The sequence below is a fragment of the Seonamhaeicola sp. genome (assembly GCF_028281565.1).
GTDB lineage: Bacteria > Bacteroidota > Bacteroidia > Flavobacteriales > Flavobacteriaceae > Seonamhaeicola.
In genome coordinates, this window is sequence record NZ_JANQJQ010000009.1 from 111771 (window position 1) to 133137 (window position 21367).

At 34.9% G+C, this 21367-nt stretch carries 22 protein-coding genes and 1 pseudogene; 6 read left to right on the forward strand and 17 right to left on the reverse strand.

Translation table 11 applies throughout. From position 1 onward, the window contains the following. Positions 1 to 35: 35 nt before the first annotated feature. The 3 genes from rpiB to Q0983_RS03825 are packed head-to-tail and all read left to right on the forward strand — an operon-like array spanning position 36 to position 1857. Positions 36 to 470, forward strand: a complete 435-nt coding sequence (gene rpiB / locus Q0983_RS03815; RefSeq protein ID WP_299548968.1) for a ribose 5-phosphate isomerase B — start codon at positions 36 to 38, stop codon at positions 468 to 470. Next, the gene (locus Q0983_RS03820; protein WP_299548971.1) at positions 471 to 1388 is read left to right on the forward strand and encodes a cation diffusion facilitator family transporter; all 918 of its coding nucleotides are present in this window, start codon (positions 471 to 473) and stop codon (positions 1386 to 1388) included. A gap of 25 nt (positions 1389 to 1413) precedes the next feature. Next, entirely contained in the window at positions 1414 to 1857 is a 444-nt protein-coding gene (locus Q0983_RS03825; RefSeq protein ID WP_299548974.1) for a GNAT family N-acetyltransferase, read from the forward strand. 21 nt (positions 1858 to 1878) lie between these two features. On the opposite strand, the gene Q0983_RS03830 is transcribed toward Q0983_RS03825, so the two are convergent. From Q0983_RS03830 to rnpA, 4 genes are all read right to left on the reverse strand, one after another. Beyond that, entirely contained in the window at positions 1879 to 3426 is a 1548-nt protein-coding gene (locus Q0983_RS03830) for a T9SS type B sorting domain-containing protein (RefSeq protein WP_299548977.1), read from the reverse strand. 3 nt (positions 3427 to 3429) lie between these two features. Beyond that, positions 3430 to 4287: an OmpA family protein gene (locus tag Q0983_RS03835; RefSeq protein ID WP_299548980.1), complete on the reverse strand. Its 858-nt coding sequence runs from the start codon at positions 4285 to 4287 to the stop codon at positions 3430 to 3432. 112 nt (positions 4288 to 4399) lie between these two features. After that, positions 4400 to 6034 (reverse strand): S41 family peptidase, encoded by a 1635-nt coding sequence (locus Q0983_RS03840; RefSeq protein WP_299548983.1) that lies wholly within the window; start codon positions 6032 to 6034, stop codon positions 4400 to 4402. A gap of 12 nt (positions 6035 to 6046) precedes the next feature. Further along, positions 6047 to 6421, reverse strand: coding sequence for a ribonuclease P protein component (gene rnpA, locus Q0983_RS03845; protein WP_299548986.1), 375 nt, complete (start codon positions 6419 to 6421; stop codon positions 6047 to 6049). A gap of 259 nt (positions 6422 to 6680) precedes the next feature. Between rnpA and Q0983_RS03850 the strand changes: the two genes are divergently transcribed. The 3 genes from Q0983_RS03850 to Q0983_RS03860 are packed head-to-tail and all read left to right on the forward strand — an operon-like array spanning position 6681 to position 10509. Then, positions 6681 to 8531, forward strand: a complete 1851-nt coding sequence (locus tag Q0983_RS03850) for a CBS domain-containing protein (protein ID WP_299548989.1) — start codon at positions 6681 to 6683, stop codon at positions 8529 to 8531. A gap of 3 nt (positions 8532 to 8534) precedes the next feature. Continuing rightward, entirely contained in the window at positions 8535 to 9749 is a 1215-nt protein-coding gene (locus Q0983_RS03855) for a succinylglutamate desuccinylase/aspartoacylase family protein (RefSeq protein ID WP_299548992.1), read from the forward strand. Between the two features lie 4 nt (positions 9750 to 9753). Then, positions 9754 to 10509 (forward strand): GNAT family N-acetyltransferase, encoded by a 756-nt coding sequence (locus Q0983_RS03860; protein ID WP_299548995.1) that lies wholly within the window; start codon positions 9754 to 9756, stop codon positions 10507 to 10509. Positions 10510 to 10537: 28 nt separating this feature from the next. Here the strand turns inward: Q0983_RS03860 and Q0983_RS03865 are convergent, their stop codons facing one another. From Q0983_RS03865 to Q0983_RS03925, 13 genes and pseudogenes are all read right to left on the reverse strand, one after another. After that, positions 10538 to 11419: a hypothetical protein gene (locus Q0983_RS03865; RefSeq protein WP_299548998.1), complete on the reverse strand. Its 882-nt coding sequence runs from the start codon at positions 11417 to 11419 to the stop codon at positions 10538 to 10540. A 33-nt stretch (positions 11420 to 11452) separates the two neighbouring features. Next, on the reverse strand, positions 11453 to 11857 hold the full coding sequence (locus Q0983_RS03870; RefSeq protein WP_299549001.1) for an ester cyclase: 405 nt from the start codon (positions 11855 to 11857) through the stop codon (positions 11453 to 11455). A gap of 115 nt (positions 11858 to 11972) precedes the next feature. Next, positions 11973 to 12638 carry a redoxin domain-containing protein gene (locus Q0983_RS03875; RefSeq protein ID WP_299549004.1) on the reverse strand — a complete coding sequence of 222 codons (666 nt, stop codon included), beginning with the start codon at positions 12636 to 12638 and terminating at the stop codon, positions 11973 to 11975. 187 nt (positions 12639 to 12825) lie between these two features. After that, positions 12826 to 13713: a hypothetical protein gene (locus tag Q0983_RS03880; protein ID WP_299549007.1), complete on the reverse strand. Its 888-nt coding sequence runs from the start codon at positions 13711 to 13713 to the stop codon at positions 12826 to 12828. Positions 13714 to 13916: 203 nt separating this feature from the next. Then, positions 13917 to 14867: a bifunctional helix-turn-helix transcriptional regulator/GNAT family N-acetyltransferase gene (locus Q0983_RS03885; protein ID WP_299549010.1), complete on the reverse strand. Its 951-nt coding sequence runs from the start codon at positions 14865 to 14867 to the stop codon at positions 13917 to 13919. A gap of 109 nt (positions 14868 to 14976) precedes the next feature. After that, complete coding sequence (locus Q0983_RS03890; RefSeq protein WP_299549012.1) at positions 14977 to 15573, reverse strand: mobile mystery protein B; 597 nt, start codon at positions 15571 to 15573, stop codon at positions 14977 to 14979. Continuing rightward, complete coding sequence (locus tag Q0983_RS03895; RefSeq protein ID WP_299549015.1) at positions 15564 to 16025, reverse strand: mobile mystery protein A; 462 nt, start codon at positions 16023 to 16025, stop codon at positions 15564 to 15566. The genes Q0983_RS03890 and Q0983_RS03895 overlap by 10 nt, the downstream gene beginning before the upstream one ends. Before the next feature lie 178 nt (positions 16026 to 16203). Next, a pseudogene (locus tag Q0983_RS03900) lies at positions 16204 to 16490 on the reverse strand (type II toxin-antitoxin system RelE/ParE family toxin). Beyond that, positions 16483 to 16731, reverse strand: coding sequence for a type II toxin-antitoxin system ParD family antitoxin (locus tag Q0983_RS03905; protein WP_299549018.1), 249 nt, complete (start codon positions 16729 to 16731; stop codon positions 16483 to 16485). Before Q0983_RS03905 ends, Q0983_RS03900 begins: the two are co-directional and overlap by 8 nt. A 236-nt stretch (positions 16732 to 16967) precedes the next feature. Next, the gene (locus tag Q0983_RS03910) at positions 16968 to 18158 is read right to left on the reverse strand and encodes a serine hydrolase (RefSeq protein ID WP_299549020.1); all 1191 of its coding nucleotides are present in this window, start codon (positions 18156 to 18158) and stop codon (positions 16968 to 16970) included. 157 nt (positions 18159 to 18315) lie between these two features. Next, complete coding sequence (rsgA, locus tag Q0983_RS03915) at positions 18316 to 19383, reverse strand: ribosome small subunit-dependent GTPase A (protein ID WP_299549023.1); 1068 nt, start codon at positions 19381 to 19383, stop codon at positions 18316 to 18318. A gap of 467 nt (positions 19384 to 19850) precedes the next feature. Continuing rightward, positions 19851 to 20186: a hypothetical protein gene (locus Q0983_RS03920; RefSeq protein ID WP_299549026.1), complete on the reverse strand. Its 336-nt coding sequence runs from the start codon at positions 20184 to 20186 to the stop codon at positions 19851 to 19853. Positions 20187 to 20291: 105 nt separating this feature from the next. Then, complete coding sequence (locus Q0983_RS03925; RefSeq protein ID WP_299549030.1) at positions 20292 to 21323, reverse strand: phosphotriesterase; 1032 nt, start codon at positions 21321 to 21323, stop codon at positions 20292 to 20294. Positions 21324 to 21367 lie beyond the last annotated feature (44 nt).

Sequence of the window (21367 nt, forward strand, 5' to 3'; positions counted from 1 at the left end):
TTAACTTTGACAAAAATATAATACACCTTAAAATTATGACTATTTCTATAGGAAATGACCATGCGGGAACCGATTATAAATTCGCTATCAAACAATATCTTGAAGATAACGGGTATACTGTTGTTAATCACGGTACAGATGCTTCCGATAGTGTTGATTATGCTGATTTTGTACATCCTGTTGCCGAAGATGTTGAAAGCGGTAAATCTACTTATGGCGTCTTAATTTGTGGTAGTGCCAATGGTGTGGCTATGACCGCTAATAAACATCAAAAAATACGTGCCGGTTTATGCTGGAATAAAGAAATAGTTGAGTTAATTCGCGGACATAACAATGCAAATGTTTTGTGTATTCCTGCAAGATTTACAGCTATTCCACAGGCGATTCAAATGGTTGAGACTTTTTTAAATACTGAATTTGAAGGTGGTCGTCATCAAAAACGTATAGATAAAATCCCGTTATCCTGTTAAATGGGGCACTCACATACGCATAATCACTCGCATTCACATACCGATTTAAAGGGCCGGAACCTTTTTATTTCTATTTTTTTAAATATCCTGATAACTACCGCACAGGTTATTGGTGGTTTAATATCAGGAAGCCTTTCTTTATTAAGCGATGCATTACATAATTTCAGTGATGTTGTATCACTTATCATAAGTTATATAGCAAATAAACTGGTAAAGAAAAAAGCGTCTTTACACAAAACATTTGGCTATAAACGCGCTGAAATTTTAGCCGCATTCATTAACGCGGCCACTTTAATGATTATATCTGTTTTATTAATTATTGAAGCTATCGAGCGTTTTAGAAATCCGCAAGAGATTGAATCCAATCTGGTTATTTGGTTATCCATAGTAGCCATCTTAGGAAACGGTTTTAGTGTCCTGTTGCTAAAACGGGATTCTGAAGCTAATATGAATATGAAAAGTGCCTATCTGCATTTATTGACCGATATGATGGCCAGTGTGGCAGTTCTTATAGGTGGTTTATTAATGAAATACTTTCAATTGTATTGGGTGGACAGTGTATTGACGTTTTTAATTGCCCTGTATTTGATTTGGATGGGGTTTGACCTGTTAAAACGGTCCACTAAAGTATTGATGTTATTTACACCGGAAAATATTCCTGTGCAACAAATAGTTACTGAAATAAATGCTTTGGACTCTATAAAGAATGTGCATCATGTCCATATTTGGCAATTAAATGAAGAAGAAACACATTTGGAAGCCCATATTGATTTTAATGAGGATATAACCTTATCTCAATTTGATACTATTTTACAGAAAATAGAAGATCTGGTACTTAAGAAGTACGATATTAACCATGTTAATATTCAACCGGAATACGGTAAAGAAGATGCTAAGGATGTGATTGTTCAGGATTGACAAACAAGTTCAGAATGACAAAAGTATGTTAGACATTAAAACCAAATCATTTTCAGAATTAACTACCCGGGAATTATATGATCTATTACAATTGCGAAGCGAAGTTTTTGTGGTAGAACAAAACTGTGTCTATCAGGATATTGATGGAAAAGATCAGAACGCACTCCATGTTCTGGGTTATAAAGAAGGTATTTTGGTCGCCTATACACGTATTTTTAAACCTGGTGATTATTTTGAAGATGCCAGTATTGGTAGAGTAGTAGTGGCTAAAGATCAAAGAAAGTACAAGTATGGATACCATATTATGGAAGCATCGATCCAGGCCGTCAATCAACATTTTAATTTAAGTAAAATCAAGATCTCTGCCCAGGTTTATCTTAAAACGTTTTACAATAATTTAGGTTTTAATGAAGTAGGTGAGGAGTATTTGGAAGATGATATTCCACATATTGTTATGATAAAAGCGTGATCACTCGAACTGACAAGTCAATTACCGCTTTAAAGTAAAGTGCCCTTTTATAGGAACATCGGCATCACGGTATATTATAAACCAATAATCATCGGTATTCATTAATTGGCCATTAAAAGTACCATCCCATTCAAAGTTGTTGGGTAGAAGCGATTTTAACAGTTTTCCGTATCGGTCATAAATACGAATGGATGTGAAGGAACCTGCATTATCTATCACTTTCCAGGTGTCATGACTGTTATCATTATTAGGCGTGAAGTATTTTGGAATATAAAAATCACCGGAAGTTATCACAACATTAAAACTGGATTCATTAGTATAACATTGGGTACTACTAAAAATATAAATGGTTTGTGAGGTTGTTATAACCGCTCCAGGCAAAAGCTGTTGACCACCCGCGTCAGGTTCCGTATGATAGGTTCCGTTTGTTAATGGTGGTAAAGTATAGGAACTTCCAACAAAATCACTTAAAACATCTACGTCAGGTGTTCCATTTCCTAAAGCATCACAGTCACTTTGAGAAAGAACAAAATTTGTGACCGGATCAATGTTTGTCCAATTTGTTGTACTATAGGCAACATCATCTACAAAGACACAACTTAAAAAGGGGTTTAAAGTGGCTTCAAAAGCCGTTATTATTGAATTATTCCCGTTTTGAATATTGATAAAACAAAGTAAATTATCTACGCAATTTAATTGTTCCAGTTTTGTATTACTACTTAAATCCAAAGAGCTCAAGCCGTTTAAACCAATTGACAGTTCTACTAATTCAGTGTTGTTGGAAGTGTCTAAAACAGATAAAATATTACCATTACCAGTAACCCTTGTTAATTCAGTATTATTGGTGATATCAATAACTGCAATGGTATTGTCATCAAAAGAAAACTCCTGTAGTTCCGTATTATTGGTGACATCTAATGAAGTAAGCAAATTATTGGCACAATTAAACTGTTTTAAATCCAAATTATTAGAAGTATCAACTGTAGTTAAAGCGTTGTTATTACAAAAAAATATATCTAATGAAATGTTTTGGGAGATGTCCATTGAAGTAAGTTGATTGTTATCACAGATAAGTACATTAAGTTTAGGATTGTTTGTAACATCTAAATTAGTGAGTTGATTTTCACCGCAATCTAATGAGATTAATTCCGGGTTATTAGTAACATCTAAATTCACTAATTGATTGTTATCGCACCAGAGGATTTGTAAAAGTGTATTATTAGAGACATCTAAACCTGCAAGTTGATTATCGTCTACAAATAATTGAGTTAAATTTGAATTGTTTGTAATATCAATACCGGTTAACAGGTTGTTTGTGCATTCCAGAATAGACAATGCCGCAAAATCTTCAATACCTGTTAAATCGGAAATATTTTGGTTATCTATATTTAAAATTGCAATACCACTGATATCGGATGTGGTTACAGAGCCATTAACAGGTGCCGTATCATAACCTAAATCAATTAGCGCCTGTTCAAAATTAGGATCCGGAATAAGTGTATTTTGTGAAAAACAAGTGATACTTATCTGGCATAAGAATGTAAATAAGAAAGCGGCTTTTTTAAACATCGGTTATTGATTCTCATCTCCTACGTAAGTAATTAAAATTTCAACACGTCTGTCATACTTGGGGTCGCCACCAAGCGGGAATTTACGTCGCATACCCATATAGCGCATACGTCTTTTATCTACCCCTTTTTTAGCAAAATAATCATACACATACCTGGCTCGGGCCTCAGAAAGGTTTCGTTTTTTTGTTTTTCGGTCTACGGCGTCACGGGTATATTTTGTACAACAGACATGACCCTGAATAGTAAAGTAGATATTATCACGCTCAACCAATGCCTTTGCAATAGATTCCAGTGTTTTCTTTGATTCGGGATTCACCCTGGCATATCCGGTTTTAAACAGAATATTTTCAAAAATGATCTTATCACCAACCTTAACATCTCCCCGTATCTTTTCAGATGAACTTTTCTTTATCTCGGCAGCTACTTCTTTTTCTTCTTTGGGTTCGGGTGCTTTAGGCTGAACAATAATCTCAACTTTTCTATTTAATCCCCTGATTTTTATAATACTTGTTTCATCAACAATTTTGAGTAGAATTTCGCCTTTTCCATCAACATTGGTGATCAGGTCTTCACTAATTTCATTTTCTGAAAAAATAGTCTTTATAGCATCAGCTCTTTGTTGCGATAATTTTAAATTATAGGTATCTGCACCCCGATCGTCACAAAACCCATATATTGAAATAGATTCAATGTCCAGATCTGCTAAGGTTGAAATAAATAGAAGTAAACGATTTGCTTCTGTTGAAGGCACTATATATTTATCAGTATCAAAATAAACCTCATGTGTCAATTCCTTTTGAGCAAAAGACACCCCACAAGTAAGTAATAATGATATTAGAAATACTAGCAGTTTATTCATAGTAGGTCGAAATATTATGGGATATAAATATAATATTTTTGAGCAATTAGCCCAGAAATCACCTAACTTTTAAGTTAAATTGCAAATACTAAAGGTTGAAAAACAAGTAGTTCTAGTTTAAATACCCCAAATAGGTTGATGTACTACCAAGTATTTCCGTAGCCTTTTTTATTTTAGGATCATGAATTTTATAATAATCGTATAGCCCTTCCCTGTAAACATAACGCTTCACAATTTCTTCGGTTAACAGCTCCAATAAAAAGCTCTTATTTTCGTCAATAACCTCTTCTTTTGAGCGATTCAAATTTGTGATCAAGGTATTAAAATCTTTTTCAATATTGTCATTAAGTTCTTCATCTGTGGCAGCTTCAAAAGCTTTGTAAAGCACTTTTTCGGTTTCGGTCTTGAACGAAAAATTATGAGCTTTCAAATATTTTTTAAAGTTGGAGAAATCGGCATCTTTCAACATAAAATCATTCACATTGCTGAGCATGTTTTTATAATAATAATCTGTTGCAAAGTTGAATATAAGGTCATCATTTACAATTGCATTGGTAACTGTTGCGTTTTTAGAGGCATCAAAAACCACATCGGGAAATACACCACCACCGTCAAATACTTTACGTCCGTTTTTGGTTTTAAACTCGTTATAGTTTTCCTGTTTTACACGAACCGCTTCACCTTTTTCATCCCTGTTCCAATAGTCCAAAGATTGAATACATCTGCCGGAAGGCGTATAATATCTTGAAATGGTAATCTTTACCTGTGTACCATAGGTAAGTTGTTTTGGGCGTTGTACCAGGCCTTTTCCAAAACTTCTGGAACCCACAATAACCGCTCGGTCCAAATCCTGTAACGACCCCGAAACAATTTCACTGGCAGATGCACTGTTGCCATCAATTAAAACCACTAACGGAATTTCCGTATCAATAGGTTCGGTTTGGGTGTAATAGGTTCTGTTATACTTTTTAACTTTAGATTTTGTAGTTACCACCAATTGTCCTTTAGGTACAAACAGGTTTACAATTTTAATGGCTTCGTTTAATAAACCACCCGGGTTTCCACGTAAATCCAAAATAATGCGTTTGGCACCCTGAGCTTTTAAATCGCGTAGGGCATAATTGGTTTCTTTGTACGCTTTTTGGTTAAACCTACTTAAAACAATATAACCGGTTTTATCATTTATCATAGAGAAATGCGGTACTGCTTTTATCTCTACTTCAGCCCTTTCAATGGTTGTGGTTGCCTCTTTTCCCTGGCGTTTATAAGTTACTTCAACTTTAGAACCTGATGTGCCTTTAAGTAAATCACCACTGTTTTCTTTATAATTTTCAATTAAAGTATTACCTACTTTAATAATTTCATCACCCGCTTTTAAGCCTGCTTTATCAGCCGGGTAATCTTTGTACGGCTCTACAATAACCAGCTTATCTTTAAAAGTTTTTACTCTGGCGCCAATACCGGTATAATCGCCGGTATTATTAATTCTGGCAGCTTCCACATCCTGTTCGTTCATAAAGTTGGTGTATGGATCCAGGTCGGCCAACATACTTTTTATGGCGGTATCCATTAAATCGCCCGGGTTGGTCTCATCAACATAATTCATATTGAGCTCTTTGAACAACGTAGTGAAGATCTCTATCTGCTTAGCGATTTCAAAAAAGTCATTCTTAAAAGCCGTAGTGCTTAAAAAAATAGTTGCTGCTAAGATGAAAAGGACAAATCTATTTTTAATTATTTTCTTCATGGGGATATATTTTTATTCGGCAATTTTGTTTAAAAATTTATCAAACAATTGTTTCATTTTTGTTTCAACCTGGAGAAACGTTGGTTCTTCCTTGCCAATGTACAAAATCATTAACGCATATTGTGTTGTAATGTTGTTAAAATAGTCAGACTTATTTAACCGGTAAGCCTCTCGTAATAAGCGCTTTATTCTATTTCTGTCAACAGCACGTTTAAAATGTTTTTTACTAACAGACACACCGGCCTTCACCATAACATCATCTTCAAATCCCATTTTCATATATACCAACCGTATGGGAAAAGCAGATACGGATTGTCCTTCTGTAAATAGCTGGTCTATTAACTTTTTGCTCTTGAGTTTTTCTTTTTTAGGAAATGAGGTGTTCATTAAGGTGCTTTATCAAAACAAAAATAGTAATAACAATTAATACATTTCATTAGCTGGGATTTCATAAATTATGATTTCTAATAAGTATTAAGTATGGTGTGACTGAGAAAAGAAAAGCGACGGAATAATTCGTGCTTTAGAGGTGACTTTAGCCCTTTTTATATGGAGTTTTACAGAGAACCAATATGATAAAAATCATAGTTTAAGCACTGTTTCAGGAGTAATTTAGCTAGGTTCTAAGCACTTAAAATATAGGATCATGGGAGATTTAAATGTAATAAAACTAAAGAATAAAAAAGATAGAGCAAACTACATTCATCACTTATTAAACGACATAAAAGCACTCGATCTGATCATTGAAAGAGGTCTGATTGAAGAAGGCCCGTTAAGAGTTGGTGCAGAACAGGAGTTTTGTTTGGTGAACGATCAGTTTTTACCGGATAATAGATCGTTAGAGGTTCTTGAAGACATAAACGATGACCATTTTACAACCGAAATAGGTAATTATAACCTGGAAATCAATCTGGATACCCAAAACTTAGGTGGTGAGTGCTTTTCTAAAATACATAAACAATTGGAGTCCTTATTGGAAAAGGCAAAAGAATCGGCTTCAAAAAAAGGAATTAAGATAGTACTAACAGGGATTTTGCCGTCGCTTACGGTTAAAAACGCCGATGAACAAAATATGACTGAAGTAGAGCGTTATGCCGTTTTAAATGATGCTATAAAAAGCCATAGAAGACAGAATTTTGATATTCACATAAAAGGGGTTGATGAGTTGAACCTATTACATGATTCCGTCATGCTGGAAGGTTGTAACACCAGTTTTCAGATGCACTTGCAGCTAGGCCCTAAAAACTTTGTAGATAATTATAATTGGGCCCAGGCTATTTCAGGCCCTGTTTTAAGTGCCTGTACCAATTCACCCTTATTATTTGGTAAGGAACTTTGGAGTGAAACCAGGATTGCCTTATTTACCCAAAGTGTAGATACCAGGGCCAATTCGTTCTTATTAAATGAAAAACAATCCAGGGTTAGCTTTGGAAGTAAATGGCTGACAGGAGCTATTACCGATATTTTTAAAGATAATATTTCAAGGTTCAGAAGTTTTTTAACTACGGGATTCATTAAAGACAGCGTGCAAATGCTTAATAATGGTGAGATGCCAAAATTAAGGGCTTTAGGGCTTCATAACGGTACGGTTTACCCCTGGAACAGGGTTTGCTATGGTGTTATTGACGGGAAACCCAATTTGCGCATTGAGAACAGGTACATTCCTTCCGGGCCCACCATAAAGGATGAGATTGCCAACCTGATGTTTTGGGTAGGCGTGATGTTAGGAAAGCCAAAGCAATACAATAATATTCATGAAAAATGGGATTTTAAAGATGTAAAAACCAACTTCTTTAATGCGGCGCGTTACGGTATGGCCACCCAGTTTTATTGGAACGGCAAGTATATTTCCAGCTATGATCTAATAGTGAATGAGCTGTTGCCTATGGCTTATAAAGGCTTATATAAATATGGGGTTTCGCCGCAAGATGCCGAATACTATTTAAAGATCATTAAAAACAGGGTGTATAATAATAATGGTTCTGAATGGATAACAAGGAATTACAGGCGTTTATTAAAAAACCATCAACGTTATGAAGCCATGCAAGTGCTTACCGCCAGCCTGTATGAAAAACAAGAAAAAGGCTATCCGGTGTCTACCTGGGGTATGTTGCACCACAGTACCGAATCCAGGTTTAAAGACCAACGCGTTGTTAAACATATTATGAGTTCCGATATATTTTCAGTTGATAAAAAAGACAGCGTAGAGTTGGTTTTAAATATCATGAAATGGAAGGATATCCATCATATGCCCGTTATTAATGGAGATAGGGAACTTATCGGCTTATTAAGCTGGACCGATGTTAAAGGTTATTTGGAGACTCCTAAAAAATTAGATAATAGTGTTAGCAGTGTTATGAAAACCGATATTATCACTATTGATGAGTACACGCCTGTTAAGGAAGCCCAAGCCATCATGGAGAAACATGGAATAGGAAGTTTACCGGTTGTTAATCAGAACAAATTAATAGGCCTGGTGACGTTAAACGATATTTAATATATGGTAAATGTTTACAGCAAAGCTTTAAAAAAAACCATACAGGTTGAAAGACTTATTGGTAGGGTTCAGGGTGTAAATCCCGGACCAACATTTGTGGTGTTTGCCGGTATTCATGGTAACGAAACAGCTGGAGTTTTTGCGGTAAGGGAAGTGTTAAATACCATTAATTCTGAAACCGTAAGCGGAACTATTTACGCTATTGCCGGAAATTTAAAAGCGTTGGAACAAAACCAGCGCTTTATTGATTCTGACCTAAACAGGTTATGGACCCCGGAATATATTGCTTCCGTTCGAAAAAAGGCTGATTTAAATACCGATGAAAAAGAGTTGTTGGTGTTGTTCGATATTTTAAACACTATTTTAACGGACAATGAACCGCCGTTTTATTTTATTGATCTGCATACCACTTCCAGTAAAACCTTACCGTTTATAACCATAAACGACGCCCTGATCAACCGAAAATTCTCAAAACATTTTCCGGTACCTATAGTATTGGGCATTGAAGAGTATTTAAACGGCCCTTTATTAAGTTATATCAATCAATTGGGTTATGTGTCGTTAGGGTTTGAATCGGGGCAGCACGATGCTGCCGCTGCCATAGACAATAGCATGGCTTTTTTAAATTTGGCTTTAGTCTGTGCGGGACTTATAAAAAGGGAATCCGTAAGAGATTTTGAAGCCTCTTATAATTTACTAAGAACACAATCGGAAAATACCGAAAGCTTTTTAGAGGTGATCCATTTGCATAAAATAGCGCCTAAAGACCACTTTAAAATGCTAAACGGTTTTAAAAGCTTTCAGGCTATAAAAAAAGGCATACCGCTTGCCGTTAGCAACGGGGCAAATATCTTCTCAAAACGAAACGGTATTATATTCATGCCTTTATACCAAAAACAAGGGTCTGAAGGGTTTTTTATAATACGGACGATTAAACCGTTTTTTTTAAGATTATCGGCCTTTTTAAGGCGAATTAAAGTTGATGGCCTGTTGGTGGCTCTGCCGGGAATAACATGGCTAAATAAGGCGGAAGGCACTTTAAGAGTGAATTTAAAAGTGACCAAATTTTATGCTAAATCCATCTTTCATTTATTGGGTTACAGAAGCAGATATACCAACAAAACTCATTTAAAATTGAATAACAGGGAACGGGTTGCTAAAACCTATATGTATAAAAAAGAAGAGTGGTACAGGCGATTAGGAGCAACGTGTAAATAAAAATATGAAACTAGTAGAGGTAACACCGGAAAATGCAGTAAAAGAAACATTTTTCTGTATAAAAGACCCAAAAAGGCCAGGGTTTAAAGATAAACTTCTGTGGTTTGAAAAGCGTTACAAAGAAGGCTTAAAAATAAAGATCCTTAAAAATGACGCCGATAAAATGATCGGGTTTATTGAATATGTTCCGGCCGAAAATGCCTGGAGACCTGTTGATGCCGACAATTATATGTTTATTCACTGCACTTACATATACTCTAAAAAGGAAAGGCATAAAGGGTACGGCTCCATGCTTATTGAAGCTGCCGAAAAAGAAGCAAAAGCTAAGGGAATGGATGGTATTTGTGTTATGACAAGTGACGGCTCCTGGTTGGCGGATAAAACGCTTTTTGAAAAAAACGGATTTATCCAAATTGAAACAAAAGACAGGTTTGAGCTATTATCAAAAACATGGAATAATAGCGCCAAAGAACCTAAATTGTACAATTGGACCAGCCAACAAAAAAAATATAAAGGCTGGCATATTCTGTATTCTGACCAGTGCCCCTGGAATGAAAAGTCCGTGGCAGCCATATTAAATGTTGCTATGGATTATGGTGTAGACTTAAAAGTATCAAAAATAAACACCGTAAAAGAGGCTAAAATGGCACCTTCAGGCTTTGGTATTTTTAATCTTTTGCGCGATGGCAGGTTGCTGGAAGACCATTATATAAGCGCGACCAGATTTAAAAATATTCTAAAAAAAGAACTCCATAATTAAAACCCAAGTTGAGTTTTTGAACCGGGAACTAACTTTTTAAGTGCTGCGTTTTATAATAGTCCAATACCTCATTTGCCCTTTGGGTGACAAAAGGGTTAGGTTGATTCACTTTTCCAATAGAGGCTACCATATTATTCATTGTTCTTTCTAACATCCATTTTCCATCTTTGGACCTTTTTGATTTCAGCAATTCTATTGCCGGAAATATTTTTTCTGAATTAATACCTTCACGTTTTAGTAACCAAAGTATTTCCAAAAAGTCACCTTTGTAGAAGTTTGGAAATGTTAATAAATCCATTTTGTTTATCATTATTTTGTCAGGGTTTCTGGAACTGTAACAGATTCTGTGTTTCAATATGAAGTTGATGCATTTTTCTTTTAGTATTTCAACGGTATCAGTTCGCTTATCTTTTGAAATAAAGGAGATCCCTTTCAGTAGCTTAACAATTCCCCAATAACAAGTGTGTTTGCCATAGCAACTGGTGTTTGTGCAGAATTCATTCTTGAGTTCTTTGTATTGCCCATCATCAAATCGCTGGTTTTTGCAAAAGAACTCCAATAATCGATTACTTTTTTCATCAGGGCCATTATTAAAGTAACAATCTAAATACAGCATGTTTCCGTTTAAACAGGGTATTGGAAAATGGTCTTCCTTTAAAGAATAGATCCCAAATTCTTCATCGAACAAATGGGTTTTTACTATTTCCAAAGGTTTTCTTATTCGTTCATCATTTTTATCACACTCAAGTTCTGCCAATAGTATTAGGGTCCAAAGTGACGCTTTATAATTCGGCACGTAGTGCAAATAGTCAGGATAGTACTTATGGGTTTTAGAAATTACTTTCCAGAGTCCATTTTCATCCTGATTATTAAAAATTCTTTCAATTATGCTTTGTTTGTACTCCGTCATTTTGAATTTTTCAAATGGCACCTAACGATTTGGCTATTTTTTTTGCTGTTTCAACATTAGTTCACCGGCTAATTCTGAAACAACCCATTCTTCAATAATTTTATTGTTTTCAAAACGACTCACCACTATCTCTGTCCAGGTCACTTTTTTATTAGTAGCGGGAATCCCCCTCAGGTTATTTACGTGCCTACCAGTCAAGGTTCGCTGCCAGGTTATGTTTTGTTCGTCCTGAGACAGGAACAAAATCTGATCAACTGTAATATCTTGAATAGCGGAATGCATTTGTTTAGTCCAACGCTTTAAAAAATCATGTCCCTGATATTTTTTGTCACCCGAATGGGCAATATAGTCTGTAGAAAAGACCTCATTAATTACGTCCAGATTTGCCTGACTTATCAGTTCTTTGGCTGCAAATGTTATCAGTTGTTCCTTATCCATAATTAGGAATTAAAAGTAAGAAAAGTTCTTTGAATAAGACCATAAGACTGCAATGAATCATAGCCATTGTTGTGTGATGTAATGAATTATTGGGACACCCTGTTGGCAGTAATATTTACTCCTTACCTTTTTTGACCTGTTCTATGATTTCAACAAATTCTTCATAACTCTTTCTACCCCAAAAACGATTCGCAACTTTACCTTTATCAATGATAACGGTAAGCGGCAAAAACTTTTCAGGATTGATCCATGAATGTTGTTTTTGTGAACCAATAATAGACGGGCTGGATACGTTTGATACAAACTGTTTGATTTTTGCGGGGTCTTCATCACTAATGGCAATAACCACCAGATCTTCAGAGTATCGGGTTTCCAGCGCTTTTAAATCGGGGAATTCTTTGATACAGGGTGGGCAATAGGTGCCCCAGAAGTTTAAAAGAACCATTTTGCCCTTATACGTTTCAAGTGTTTCAATTTTGTTGGTAGCTACATTCAGATATTCGAAATGAACCATGTCTGTCCCAATAGCCTCATTAACTTTAGACAAAGACCTGACTATGGGTTTAAAAGAGAAATTTGTCAAATAGATCAATATCCCCAAAGCAATGGCTAAAATGCTTAAAACAGGCCTGATGATCTTTTTTCTGCCGCTTGAGACGTTTGCTTTGGAAACCTTCCAGTCTACTATGAGTATCAACACAAAAACAGGGATCAATACGTAATTTCCATAGTGATCAAAAAAGCTTGCGTACTCTCCAATTATCTTAGCTATACGTTCCATTTGTTATGATATCATTATTGCCTAGGGCTTGTTTACGATTAGTTGTTTGGTTGAGTCAGTAATTTAGCAAACTTGGGCGAGCCAAGAAAAAATCCTTCAGATTTTCAGTATAAGCCAGAGCCAAGCAATTATTTTTATACTTTGCTGTAGGCTGTTTTACGTTTGTTCTCTTATTATGTCTGTCGTTTTATTTTTCTTCGAGCTTATTCCATTTAGAATTCATCAATTTTAATCCGTCAATATTTCGATTTAAAACTTTTTGTACGTCTTCGGTTTTAATGTGTCCTAAAATGCCCCAGGATCCGTTAAACCCTTCATCCAGTAGTTGCCTGATCATGTCGAATTCATGATCCCCCTGGCCTATTGGCAGGATTTGAGGCCCTTCTTTTTTTACCCCGTTTAAATTGACATAGGACAAATAAGGCGTTATCTTTTTTGCAATGGCCGCGAAGTCATCTACGTACTCATGAGCATGATGAAAATTATATACCATAGTGATGGCGTCCTGGTTCAATGTTTCCAGAATTTCAACCTGATTATGAGGGCTTCCAAACCAACCATGATGATTGTACAGGGCCAATTTACAATCCACTTCATCAGCTTTTAATTTGACAAACTCAATCATTTTAACAGCTAATGCTACGGACTGCTCATGAGTAAGCACTTCAAAAAAATTATTGCTGAAACTTAACCATATAGCAGGCTTAGTATCTGTTTCAGCCAGATTGGCCAGCAATTCCTGATTCGTTGGGCTCAACTTGCCTATACTGTCTCTTTTGGCATTTAACCAGAGAAAAATAGAGGTTATCTCAATATTATTTTCACTGGCGAGTTTGAATTCATCTTTCATTTTACTCAGGTCGCCTTTGCCCTTATTAAAACCGTATTTTGTAAAGCCCATTTGTTTTAACATGGCAATCCGCTGTTCCGGCGTTCTGTCTAAAGCGTCAAAATCTATGATACACCAAGGAGCTACCTCATCAACTTCGATAAGTTCTTTCGGTATTTTATTTGCACAGGCAAATAGAAATACCGGAAGAGTCAACAAAACAGTTAGTTTAAAAAGGGTTTTCATTTAATGCCTTATTTCCTTTTAAAATGTCATACAACGGAGGTGTATGGTTTGTTACGGATGATTCGTGAGAAACATGCCGTTACCCGCTAAGATAAGTAATACGAGTGAATTTCCTTTGAGGAAATTCCATAGCAATCAATTATAAATATTGTCAGAAGCAGCCTTTTTTGATCTTCGCAACTTAAATAGGTGAAATCCAGGAATCATAGTGTCCGGCACATTATTTTTTCGGTTCTTTCCAATACATCCATCTGAGGTGGTGCCTCTTTGTCGCTAAATCCAAGTTTATAATACAGTTTGTGGGCCTGAGGCATGCTCATTGTAGTTTGCAGCCAAAGCTCCGTAGCATCATTTTCCATACAACGACTTATGCAACGTTCAATAAGCCTGGTTGCTATACCAAGCTTTCGAAAGTTTGGATTTATGAATAACTTGGCGAATTCAAAAGTATCCTCATCTAACCGTTTTAAGGCAACGCAGCCCACTATGTCGCTATTATATTTTGCGTAAAACAAAAACCCTCCATGTTCCAAATACGCCTTATCCGGATTATTTAAGGTGAACTTATCATCATCTTCCAGTTTACCATCCAAAACGCCTAATAGCCAGGGGCCTGCCAATTCATAGAAGTATTTTTTTAAACTAGGTTTATAATCAATGATCTTTACAAATTCACCTTTGGGTTGATGAATACGCTCATTAATTGGTTTCGCATTAATCTCCCAATCAAGCCTGTTCAAAATATTGAGCATATCCGGATGTCCGATAGAGAACAGGTCTTTTAAAGTATTTGAAAACGAAAGCCACAGAGGCTCAAGTTTCGTTTGCAATGCTTTTCCTTTTTTTGTCAGTTCAACCAATTTAGAACGTTTGTCGCCCGGATTGGGTTTAATTCTTACTAATTCATTTCTATGTAATTCACGTAAAATATTCTTTACTGTAATATGGGAAAAGTCAATTTGCCTGGAAATTTCGAGTATCGTTTGTGGGGAATTCGATTTTGCCAAAACATAGTAAACGGAAAACCAACTTGCCTTGAACTGAATATTGGCATCGGAATAGATCTTATCACCATCTTGCTGAAGTTTTTCACTAATTCTTCTAAATCTTGAAGCGCCTGCAAGACATCCTAACTCATTTAATATATCTGTCATAGTTTTAATTTATGAAAGTACTTTCACAAAAATATGAAAGACGTTTCATAAGTCCAAAAAATGCTCCAATAGGAAAACCGGAAGCAAAGCATTATACAAGGTATTGGCTTTAGTTTTTTGCAAATGTAATTAATGGTTCAATGTTTCCATTATCAGCTTTTTTTAAGGCGTCAATATACTCTTTCCTTATTTTGTTCGCTTTGACCATATTTGATTGATGCCACGAGAATACTTCTCTACCAAATATTGATTCGATAATTATGTCTGCCATCATTCTTGAATGCCTTCCATTTCCGTTGGGGAAACAATGAATAGATACGATTCGGTGTTTAAATCTAATAGCAACTTCTTCAGGTGAATAGGTTTTGTTTTCAATCCAATACTTTGTGTCGTCAAGTAAATTCTTTAATTCAATTGTGATTTGTACCCACGGAATCCCGATATTTTTTTCGGTTTGCCTAAACTCACCTGCCCATTTCCATACATCACTATACATTCGTTTGTGCAAGTTTTTGATAAACTTTTCGGTCAAAATATTTTCAGATCTTAATTTTGTATGAATCGTCCATTCAACGGCCTTCTCAATGTTCAATTGCTCAAATTCATCAAGTTCTTCTTGAGTAGTAATTGACTTTATTTTAAGGCCTTCCTTTTCTTCTTCGTCTAATGGTGTTTGGCCATCTTTATAGTCTAATTCTAATCCCATAATGACTTTCTCATTTCTCGCTTTATATCATCAGCAAGCTCCTTTATGGTTTTGGCTATCTTTTCATCTCCAATTCCCTGGTCTTCTAATTTCATATTTTGATTGGTCCGTAACACTATCTTTTGGGCCAGTTTTTCTGCTTTTATTTGTATTAGATCATCGATGGTCTCATTTTTTGGGACCAGTGCATATACTAACTTTAAGTCCATTGCATTGGCTACATCTTTTAAGGAATTAAGCGTTATTGTTCCATTGGCTTCGCTTTCTTCAATTCTTTTTACACCTTGTCTCGTTATATTTAATTTGGTCCCAAGTTGGGCCATGGTCATATTAAGCGCTGTCCGAATTGTATTTATCCATCCACGTTCCGGGACCAGGACCTTTCTGGATTCAGAGAATGGTTGTAGCTTATGGTCCAATTGCTCAATTAAAAGTTTTCGTTTATTTCTCATTTTTTGTAAATCTATAAGTTTACAAAATAAAGATAATGTAAACATATTAGTTTACAAATATATACAAAAGTAAACACATATGTTAACAAAAAATAAAAAAAGTAAACTTAAACGTTTACTTTTAGAGTGCTTTTAAAATTAAAGCCAATGTTCCGTGTAGTTTTTTCATTCGGCTATTCTATTTTTTTAAATCCATTTGACCATGTAAAATTCTCGTAATTTCAATCGGCTGGTCAATTCGTTTACGATAGAAAATGATATGTCCACTAGTTTTAAGTCCGAACAGGTCATTTGTTATTCCGTCATAATTTTTCCTAGTTCAGGATTATTGGCAATGTCCTGGCAACTGTCCAATATTAAGTTATAATATCGGTCCGCTTGTTATTCGGATCATTTCTCAATTGTGTATTCCCAAATTCCGGTCAAATCTTCAACAGCTTTATTGGTCAGTTCATATTTAGCCATTCTTTTTACGTTTGGCTTTTAATTCCTGAAGATGTCTGTCTGGGTCAAAATCGTGCGCAATTCCACTGTCAATCCCTTCTTGAATTGCATTTCTCAATGCAATAGCTTTACTTTCTTCGTTTTCTAAAAGTCTAAGTCCAGCTCTGATTACTTCACTTACGTTTTTATATCGTCCAGCCGAAACTTGGCTTTTAACAAATTGGTCAAAGTAATTTCCGAGTGATATGGATGTATTTTTCATTTCTAATTAATTCTATCAGATTTACCAAAAATTGGTAAAAATCACAAATTTTGCTGTTTTCACAAATTACTCACAACGGTCTCGTATAACCGTCAGTTACGTGATTAAAGTTAATGTTTTTCGGTTTAGAACTGTTGTTAGCAATTCAGAGTGGATTCGCTTGAGCCTGTCCTGAGCTAGGTCGAAGGGCAGTCGAATCCGCAGTAATTGCGGTTATACATTGTTGTGCTGTGTTTTTATTTCATCGTTGGTATTATACAATCCGCCAAAAGGCTAAACTGTTTTGTTCCGGAATTATATTGCCCACCTGTAAAAACCACCACAGCTTGTTTTTCTGGTATTACGATGATTTTTTGCCCACCCCACCCAGAAGCCATAAAAATATCTATCTGCTCACCTCCGGTTGTGTGCTTTTTTGTCCACCAGGAGTAAGCATATCCTACTTTTCCCGAATCTTCACCTGGTATTTTTATGCCAGTATTATTTGTGTACGGTTTTGAAGAATTTGTTACCCAATTTTTTGATAACAATTTGGTCTGATTCCATTTTCCTTCATTTAGAAACGTAATACCAAATTTTAACATGTCTCTTGGTTTCATTTTTAGGTTTCCAGCACATTCAATCACGCCATTGCTAAATGTATTAGTCCATTGAACACTATCTATTCCCATCGGTTCGAATAAATATTTGGATGAAAAATCATCAATACGATAATTTGTTGCATTTTTCAATATTTCACCTAAAAGTATTTGATGTCCTCCGAAATAAGAAAAATGAGTCCCGGGTTCATGAGCCAATGGTGCCTCTAAAATGAATGAAACAGGATCTTTATCTGAATACCATATTCCGATGATGGGATTTTCGATATCACTATAACTGGTTCCCCATTCTGTCCATGCTAAACCAGAAGTCATCGTTAAGAGATGCTCTATCGTTATGTTTTCTTTTCCGTCTTTTTTAAGATGCCGATGATCCGGTAAATAATCAAAAATCGATTGATTAACTGATTCAATCATTCCCTTGTCAATAGCAATACCTATACAAGCAGAAGTTATGCTTTTGTTTACAGACATTATGTTATGCAAATCATTGTGTTTCCACGTTATGTATTCTCCATAATGATTTGGGGCTTCCCAGAGATACCGGTTACCGGAAAAATACTCTTCCACGACAAGCTTGTTGTCTCTAAAAATTAAAAGGGAATGTGTTTGCCCTAATGCTCCTCCTTTGATCCTTTTGATAGTTTGATAAATCAGGGCAGAATCAATATTTACAACAGAAATATTCGCTACCTGCAAATTGTCATTTAACTTTTCAGGCGATTTGTAAGCATATGGTACATCATTGTAATTTTTACAAGCAACAAAGAATGATAAGATGATGATCAGAGCATGAATGCCTGAGAATATTTTGATTTGTTTAATCATTACATAACAAGCTTTTTATAATACAGCACAACAGTCTTGTGTATGAGTAGTAGCGGATTTATGGAGACTACTTTTTAGTTTACAATATACTTTAATTAAATGAAATAGCGGCTTGAGTTGACACCCAAACCGCTATTGCTTATACACGTTGTTGTGCTTAGTACTTATTTGATTTTTTTAAATTTTTAAATTGCTTAACCATTTTTCCAAAATTTTTGTCCTTTTTGCGTTTTTCAGCTACCGTTGATTCAAAATGTTCTTTTTCTCGTTTCATTTTCAGATAATTTTCATAGAACAATTTATCTACTTTTTCACTTTCAACGGCTGCCATAACAGCACAATCGATTTCTATTGTATGAGTACAATCTTTAAATTTACAGTTTTTAGATAGCTCAACTATTTTTTCAAATGTTTTTTCCAACCCTCCAACTGAATCTGTGATACCCACTTCTCTTATTCCTGGATTGTCAATTATAATTCCACCATTTTCAAGAACTATTAATTCTCGGTGGCTTGTAACGTGTCGTCCTTTATTTGTACTTGTGCTAATCGTATTTGTTTTCATCAGTTGTTTACCCGAAAGATTGTTTAGAAGGCTTGATTTTCCTACTCCTGACGAACCCAACAAACAGTAAGTTTTGCCCTTTACTATATATGCTTTCACTTTCTCAATCCCTTTTTGAGACTTATTACTTATAGCAATTATTGGTACATGCTTCACTCTTTCTTGAACTCTGAACATTAAATCGGTCAAAGCAGTATCGTTTATCAAGTCAATTTTATTTAGAATGATAATCGGTTTTACATTCGATACATTGCAAATTGTAAGATATCTTTCTACTCGATTGATATTAAAATCATTGTCAACTGCTTGTATTACAAAAGCAAAGTCAATATTTGTTGCTATGATTTGTTTCTCTCCTTGTTTGCCAATTGCCTGTCTTTCAATGATGGTTTTTCTGGGAAAAATAGAATGTATGAGAACTTTATTATCATCATATTCAGAAATTGTAACCCAATCTCCTACAGCTGGAAAATCTTCACGAGTATTTGCAGTATATCTTAAGTTTCCTGTAATTTCTGCATCAAATTCCCCTTTTTCAGTTTTAACAATATATCTTTCCTTATGCTCTGAAATAATTCTCCCAATTTCAAAGTCTACTAGATTATGTTGAATTCTTAGTTTTTCTATTTTGTTGTTATATCCGAAATGTTCTAATTTCATATTCTGTGTGTTTTAAAATATTGTAAACAATACGATATTTATAAATCAATTTAAACACAAAAGCGTCCACAATTGATGTGTTTATTTGTAAAATGTGAATAAGTAGAAATGCTTCAGATTATTACCTGAAGTAAAGAATGGTGATAGTCAAAGAAAATTGACTATCTATTTTACAATATCCGAATATGATATTACAGATGTAATAGACATAAAATTTAATTAGAGTACAAGATTACAAATTTCTCTTATAAAGTTCAAATATAGCAGAGTGTTTTGTATTAAGCACCACGGTTTTGTGTATGGCTTGTTGCGGAAAATCATAGCTGATTTTCCGCCGTAAACTAAAGATAACAAATTACAATGAATTCTGTTTAAGGAATTTAGCCGCAATGAGCTATACACCTTTTTGTGGTTAGTGTTTATTAGTCATGCCAGATTTCATATTTATTGACATAGCCATTTTTTAGCTATATTAATAACCATTCACTGTCTATTCCCAATCCTCTTTCTGGGCCCAGATGATAAACTAAATTTCTTCCATTTTCTTTAAAATAAGTAGGTTCTTTTTCTGGTTTTCCTAGTAGGTTTAATAATTCCATTTGAACAAGTGAATCCAATATTTTAGATTCAATTAAATCGTCCACTAATTCCACCCGATTATACTTTTCTTTTTTCCATTCTTCAGAATTAAAAGTTCTGGATTCAAAAGAGTCATAAAAAATGGAGGTAAAAAGAAGATATGATATAAGACCAATGGTGATAACAAATCCAATTAAAATCAGAATAATTTTTTTAATGCTCATAATTCTATTTCAGTTTTATTTGTCACATTAACCACAACGGTCCGGCTACATGCAGTGCGAAGTGAATGCGAGCATTAACATGTAGCTGATGTTATGCCTCGTTAATTATTTATTATTTTCATCTAAAGGAGCGCTTCTGATTTCTATCGAGAATGCTTTTGAAGGATTAACTGAAATCAATGTATTAAATTCATCATCTGTAAATCCTCTCGATTTGAGCTCAGGATAGAGTTTTTTGAAAATAGCTGTGTATGGTTTTATAGTTTGAGTTTTTTTTTGTGGATCATACCAACCAGCATCGTGTGAAATTAAAATTCTATCTAAAATACCATTTGTTTTAGCAAACAAGATTTTTTCAACATGTTTTTCTAAGTCCCAGCCTAATCCATCAAGACTTATCCAGCACCCTGTTTTTGCTGCTTTAAGATAGTTGTCATTGTTGTTCTCATTCTGGGCATGTACCCAAATAAAAGCCTCAACCGAAACTCCCATTTCTTTAAGAATATCTAATTGCGGCCATAATCCTGCCGCCTTTCCTGTATGTGAAGCTATAGTTAAACCAGTGTTTAAATGTGTAAGAGCTGCTGCTTTTACCAACTTTTGATGCATAATGCTTAAGGTGTCTGAGTTGTCAATGCCAATTTTTATAAAGCCGGGTTTGATCGAAGTCCCATCAATGCCAAGTGTGTATTCTTTAATCCACATTTGGGCAAGGTTTTCTGCAGTACTCTCTTTTGCATATTTCGGAATAAACTTATCCCTTTGTGCACCATATAGACCTGTGTTCGTAATTATTTTAATACCAGTTTTGTTTGCTATTTTTTCAAGTAGAAGTACATCTCTTCCGAGGTAATTTGGTGTGGCATCAACAAAATAATCTACATTGAAATCTTTAAGCTCATTGAGATATGGAATTACTTCATAAATTATTGAATCATGGTTCCGGTTAGAAGTTTGAATACTGTCTGCTCCTATAAAATCGACTAAAATATGTTCGTGTGATAGCCAAATTTTATTTTTGGCTAATTGATGAGTTCCGTTTACATCTTGTATTAATAGTTGTTTTTTAGGTAATGAGCATCCAAAACTTATTAATATGAAGTAAAATAAAATATATGCTTTTAATTTCTCATTCATTGATTTATCGAATTTCGTCCATTATATGAGGCATAACGGTTGGG

What these genes read in the sequence shown, in the direction of transcription:
- rpiB (WP_299548968.1), top strand. Translation starts at nt 36, where the DNA reads ATGACTATTTCTATAGGAAATGACCATGCGGGAACCGATTATAAATTC.
- Q0983_RS03820 (WP_299548971.1), top strand. Translation starts at nt 471, where the DNA reads ATGGGGCACTCACATACGCATAATCACTCGCATTCACATACCGATTTA.
- Q0983_RS03825 (WP_299548974.1), top strand. Translation starts at nt 1,414, where the DNA reads ATGTTAGACATTAAAACCAAATCATTTTCAGAATTAACTACCCGGGAA.
- Q0983_RS03830 (WP_299548977.1), bottom strand. Translation starts at nt 3,426, where the DNA reads ATGTTTAAAAAAGCCGCTTTCTTATTTACATTCTTATGCCAGATAAGT.
- Q0983_RS03835 (WP_299548980.1), bottom strand. Translation starts at nt 4,287, where the DNA reads ATGAATAAACTGCTAGTATTTCTAATATCATTATTACTTACTTGTGGG.
- Q0983_RS03840 (WP_299548983.1), bottom strand. Translation starts at nt 6,034, where the DNA reads ATGAAGAAAATAATTAAAAATAGATTTGTCCTTTTCATCTTAGCAGCA.
- rnpA (WP_299548986.1), bottom strand. Translation starts at nt 6,421, where the DNA reads ATGAACACCTCATTTCCTAAAAAAGAAAAACTCAAGAGCAAAAAGTTA.
- Q0983_RS03850 (WP_299548989.1), top strand. Translation starts at nt 6,681, where the DNA reads ATGGGAGATTTAAATGTAATAAAACTAAAGAATAAAAAAGATAGAGCA.
- Q0983_RS03855 (WP_299548992.1), top strand. Translation starts at nt 8,535, where the DNA reads ATGGTAAATGTTTACAGCAAAGCTTTAAAAAAAACCATACAGGTTGAA.
- Q0983_RS03860 (WP_299548995.1), top strand. Translation starts at nt 9,754, where the DNA reads ATGAAACTAGTAGAGGTAACACCGGAAAATGCAGTAAAAGAAACATTT.
- Q0983_RS03865 (WP_299548998.1), bottom strand. Translation starts at nt 11,419, where the DNA reads ATGACGGAGTACAAACAAAGCATAATTGAAAGAATTTTTAATAATCAG.
- Q0983_RS03870 (WP_299549001.1), bottom strand. Translation starts at nt 11,857, where the DNA reads ATGGATAAGGAACAACTGATAACATTTGCAGCCAAAGAACTGATAAGT.
- Q0983_RS03875 (WP_299549004.1), bottom strand. Translation starts at nt 12,638, where the DNA reads ATGGAACGTATAGCTAAGATAATTGGAGAGTACGCAAGCTTTTTTGAT.
- Q0983_RS03880 (WP_299549007.1), bottom strand. Translation starts at nt 13,713, where the DNA reads ATGAAAACCCTTTTTAAACTAACTGTTTTGTTGACTCTTCCGGTATTT.
- Q0983_RS03885 (WP_299549010.1), bottom strand. Translation starts at nt 14,867, where the DNA reads ATGACAGATATATTAAATGAGTTAGGATGTCTTGCAGGCGCTTCAAGA.
- Q0983_RS03890 (WP_299549012.1), bottom strand. Translation starts at nt 15,573, where the DNA reads ATGGGATTAGAATTAGACTATAAAGATGGCCAAACACCATTAGACGAA.
- Q0983_RS03895 (WP_299549015.1), bottom strand. Translation starts at nt 16,025, where the DNA reads ATGAGAAATAAACGAAAACTTTTAATTGAGCAATTGGACCATAAGCTA.
- Q0983_RS03905 (WP_299549018.1), bottom strand. Translation starts at nt 16,731, where the DNA reads ATGAAAAATACATCCATATCACTCGGAAATTACTTTGACCAATTTGTT.
- Q0983_RS03910 (WP_299549020.1), bottom strand. Translation starts at nt 18,158, where the DNA reads ATGATTAAACAAATCAAAATATTCTCAGGCATTCATGCTCTGATCATC.
- rsgA (WP_299549023.1), bottom strand. Translation starts at nt 19,383, where the DNA reads ATGAAATTAGAACATTTCGGATATAACAACAAAATAGAAAAACTAAGA.
- Q0983_RS03920 (WP_299549026.1), bottom strand. Translation starts at nt 20,186, where the DNA reads ATGAGCATTAAAAAAATTATTCTGATTTTAATTGGATTTGTTATCACC.
- Q0983_RS03925 (WP_299549030.1), bottom strand. Translation starts at nt 21,323, where the DNA reads ATGAATGAGAAATTAAAAGCATATATTTTATTTTACTTCATATTAATA.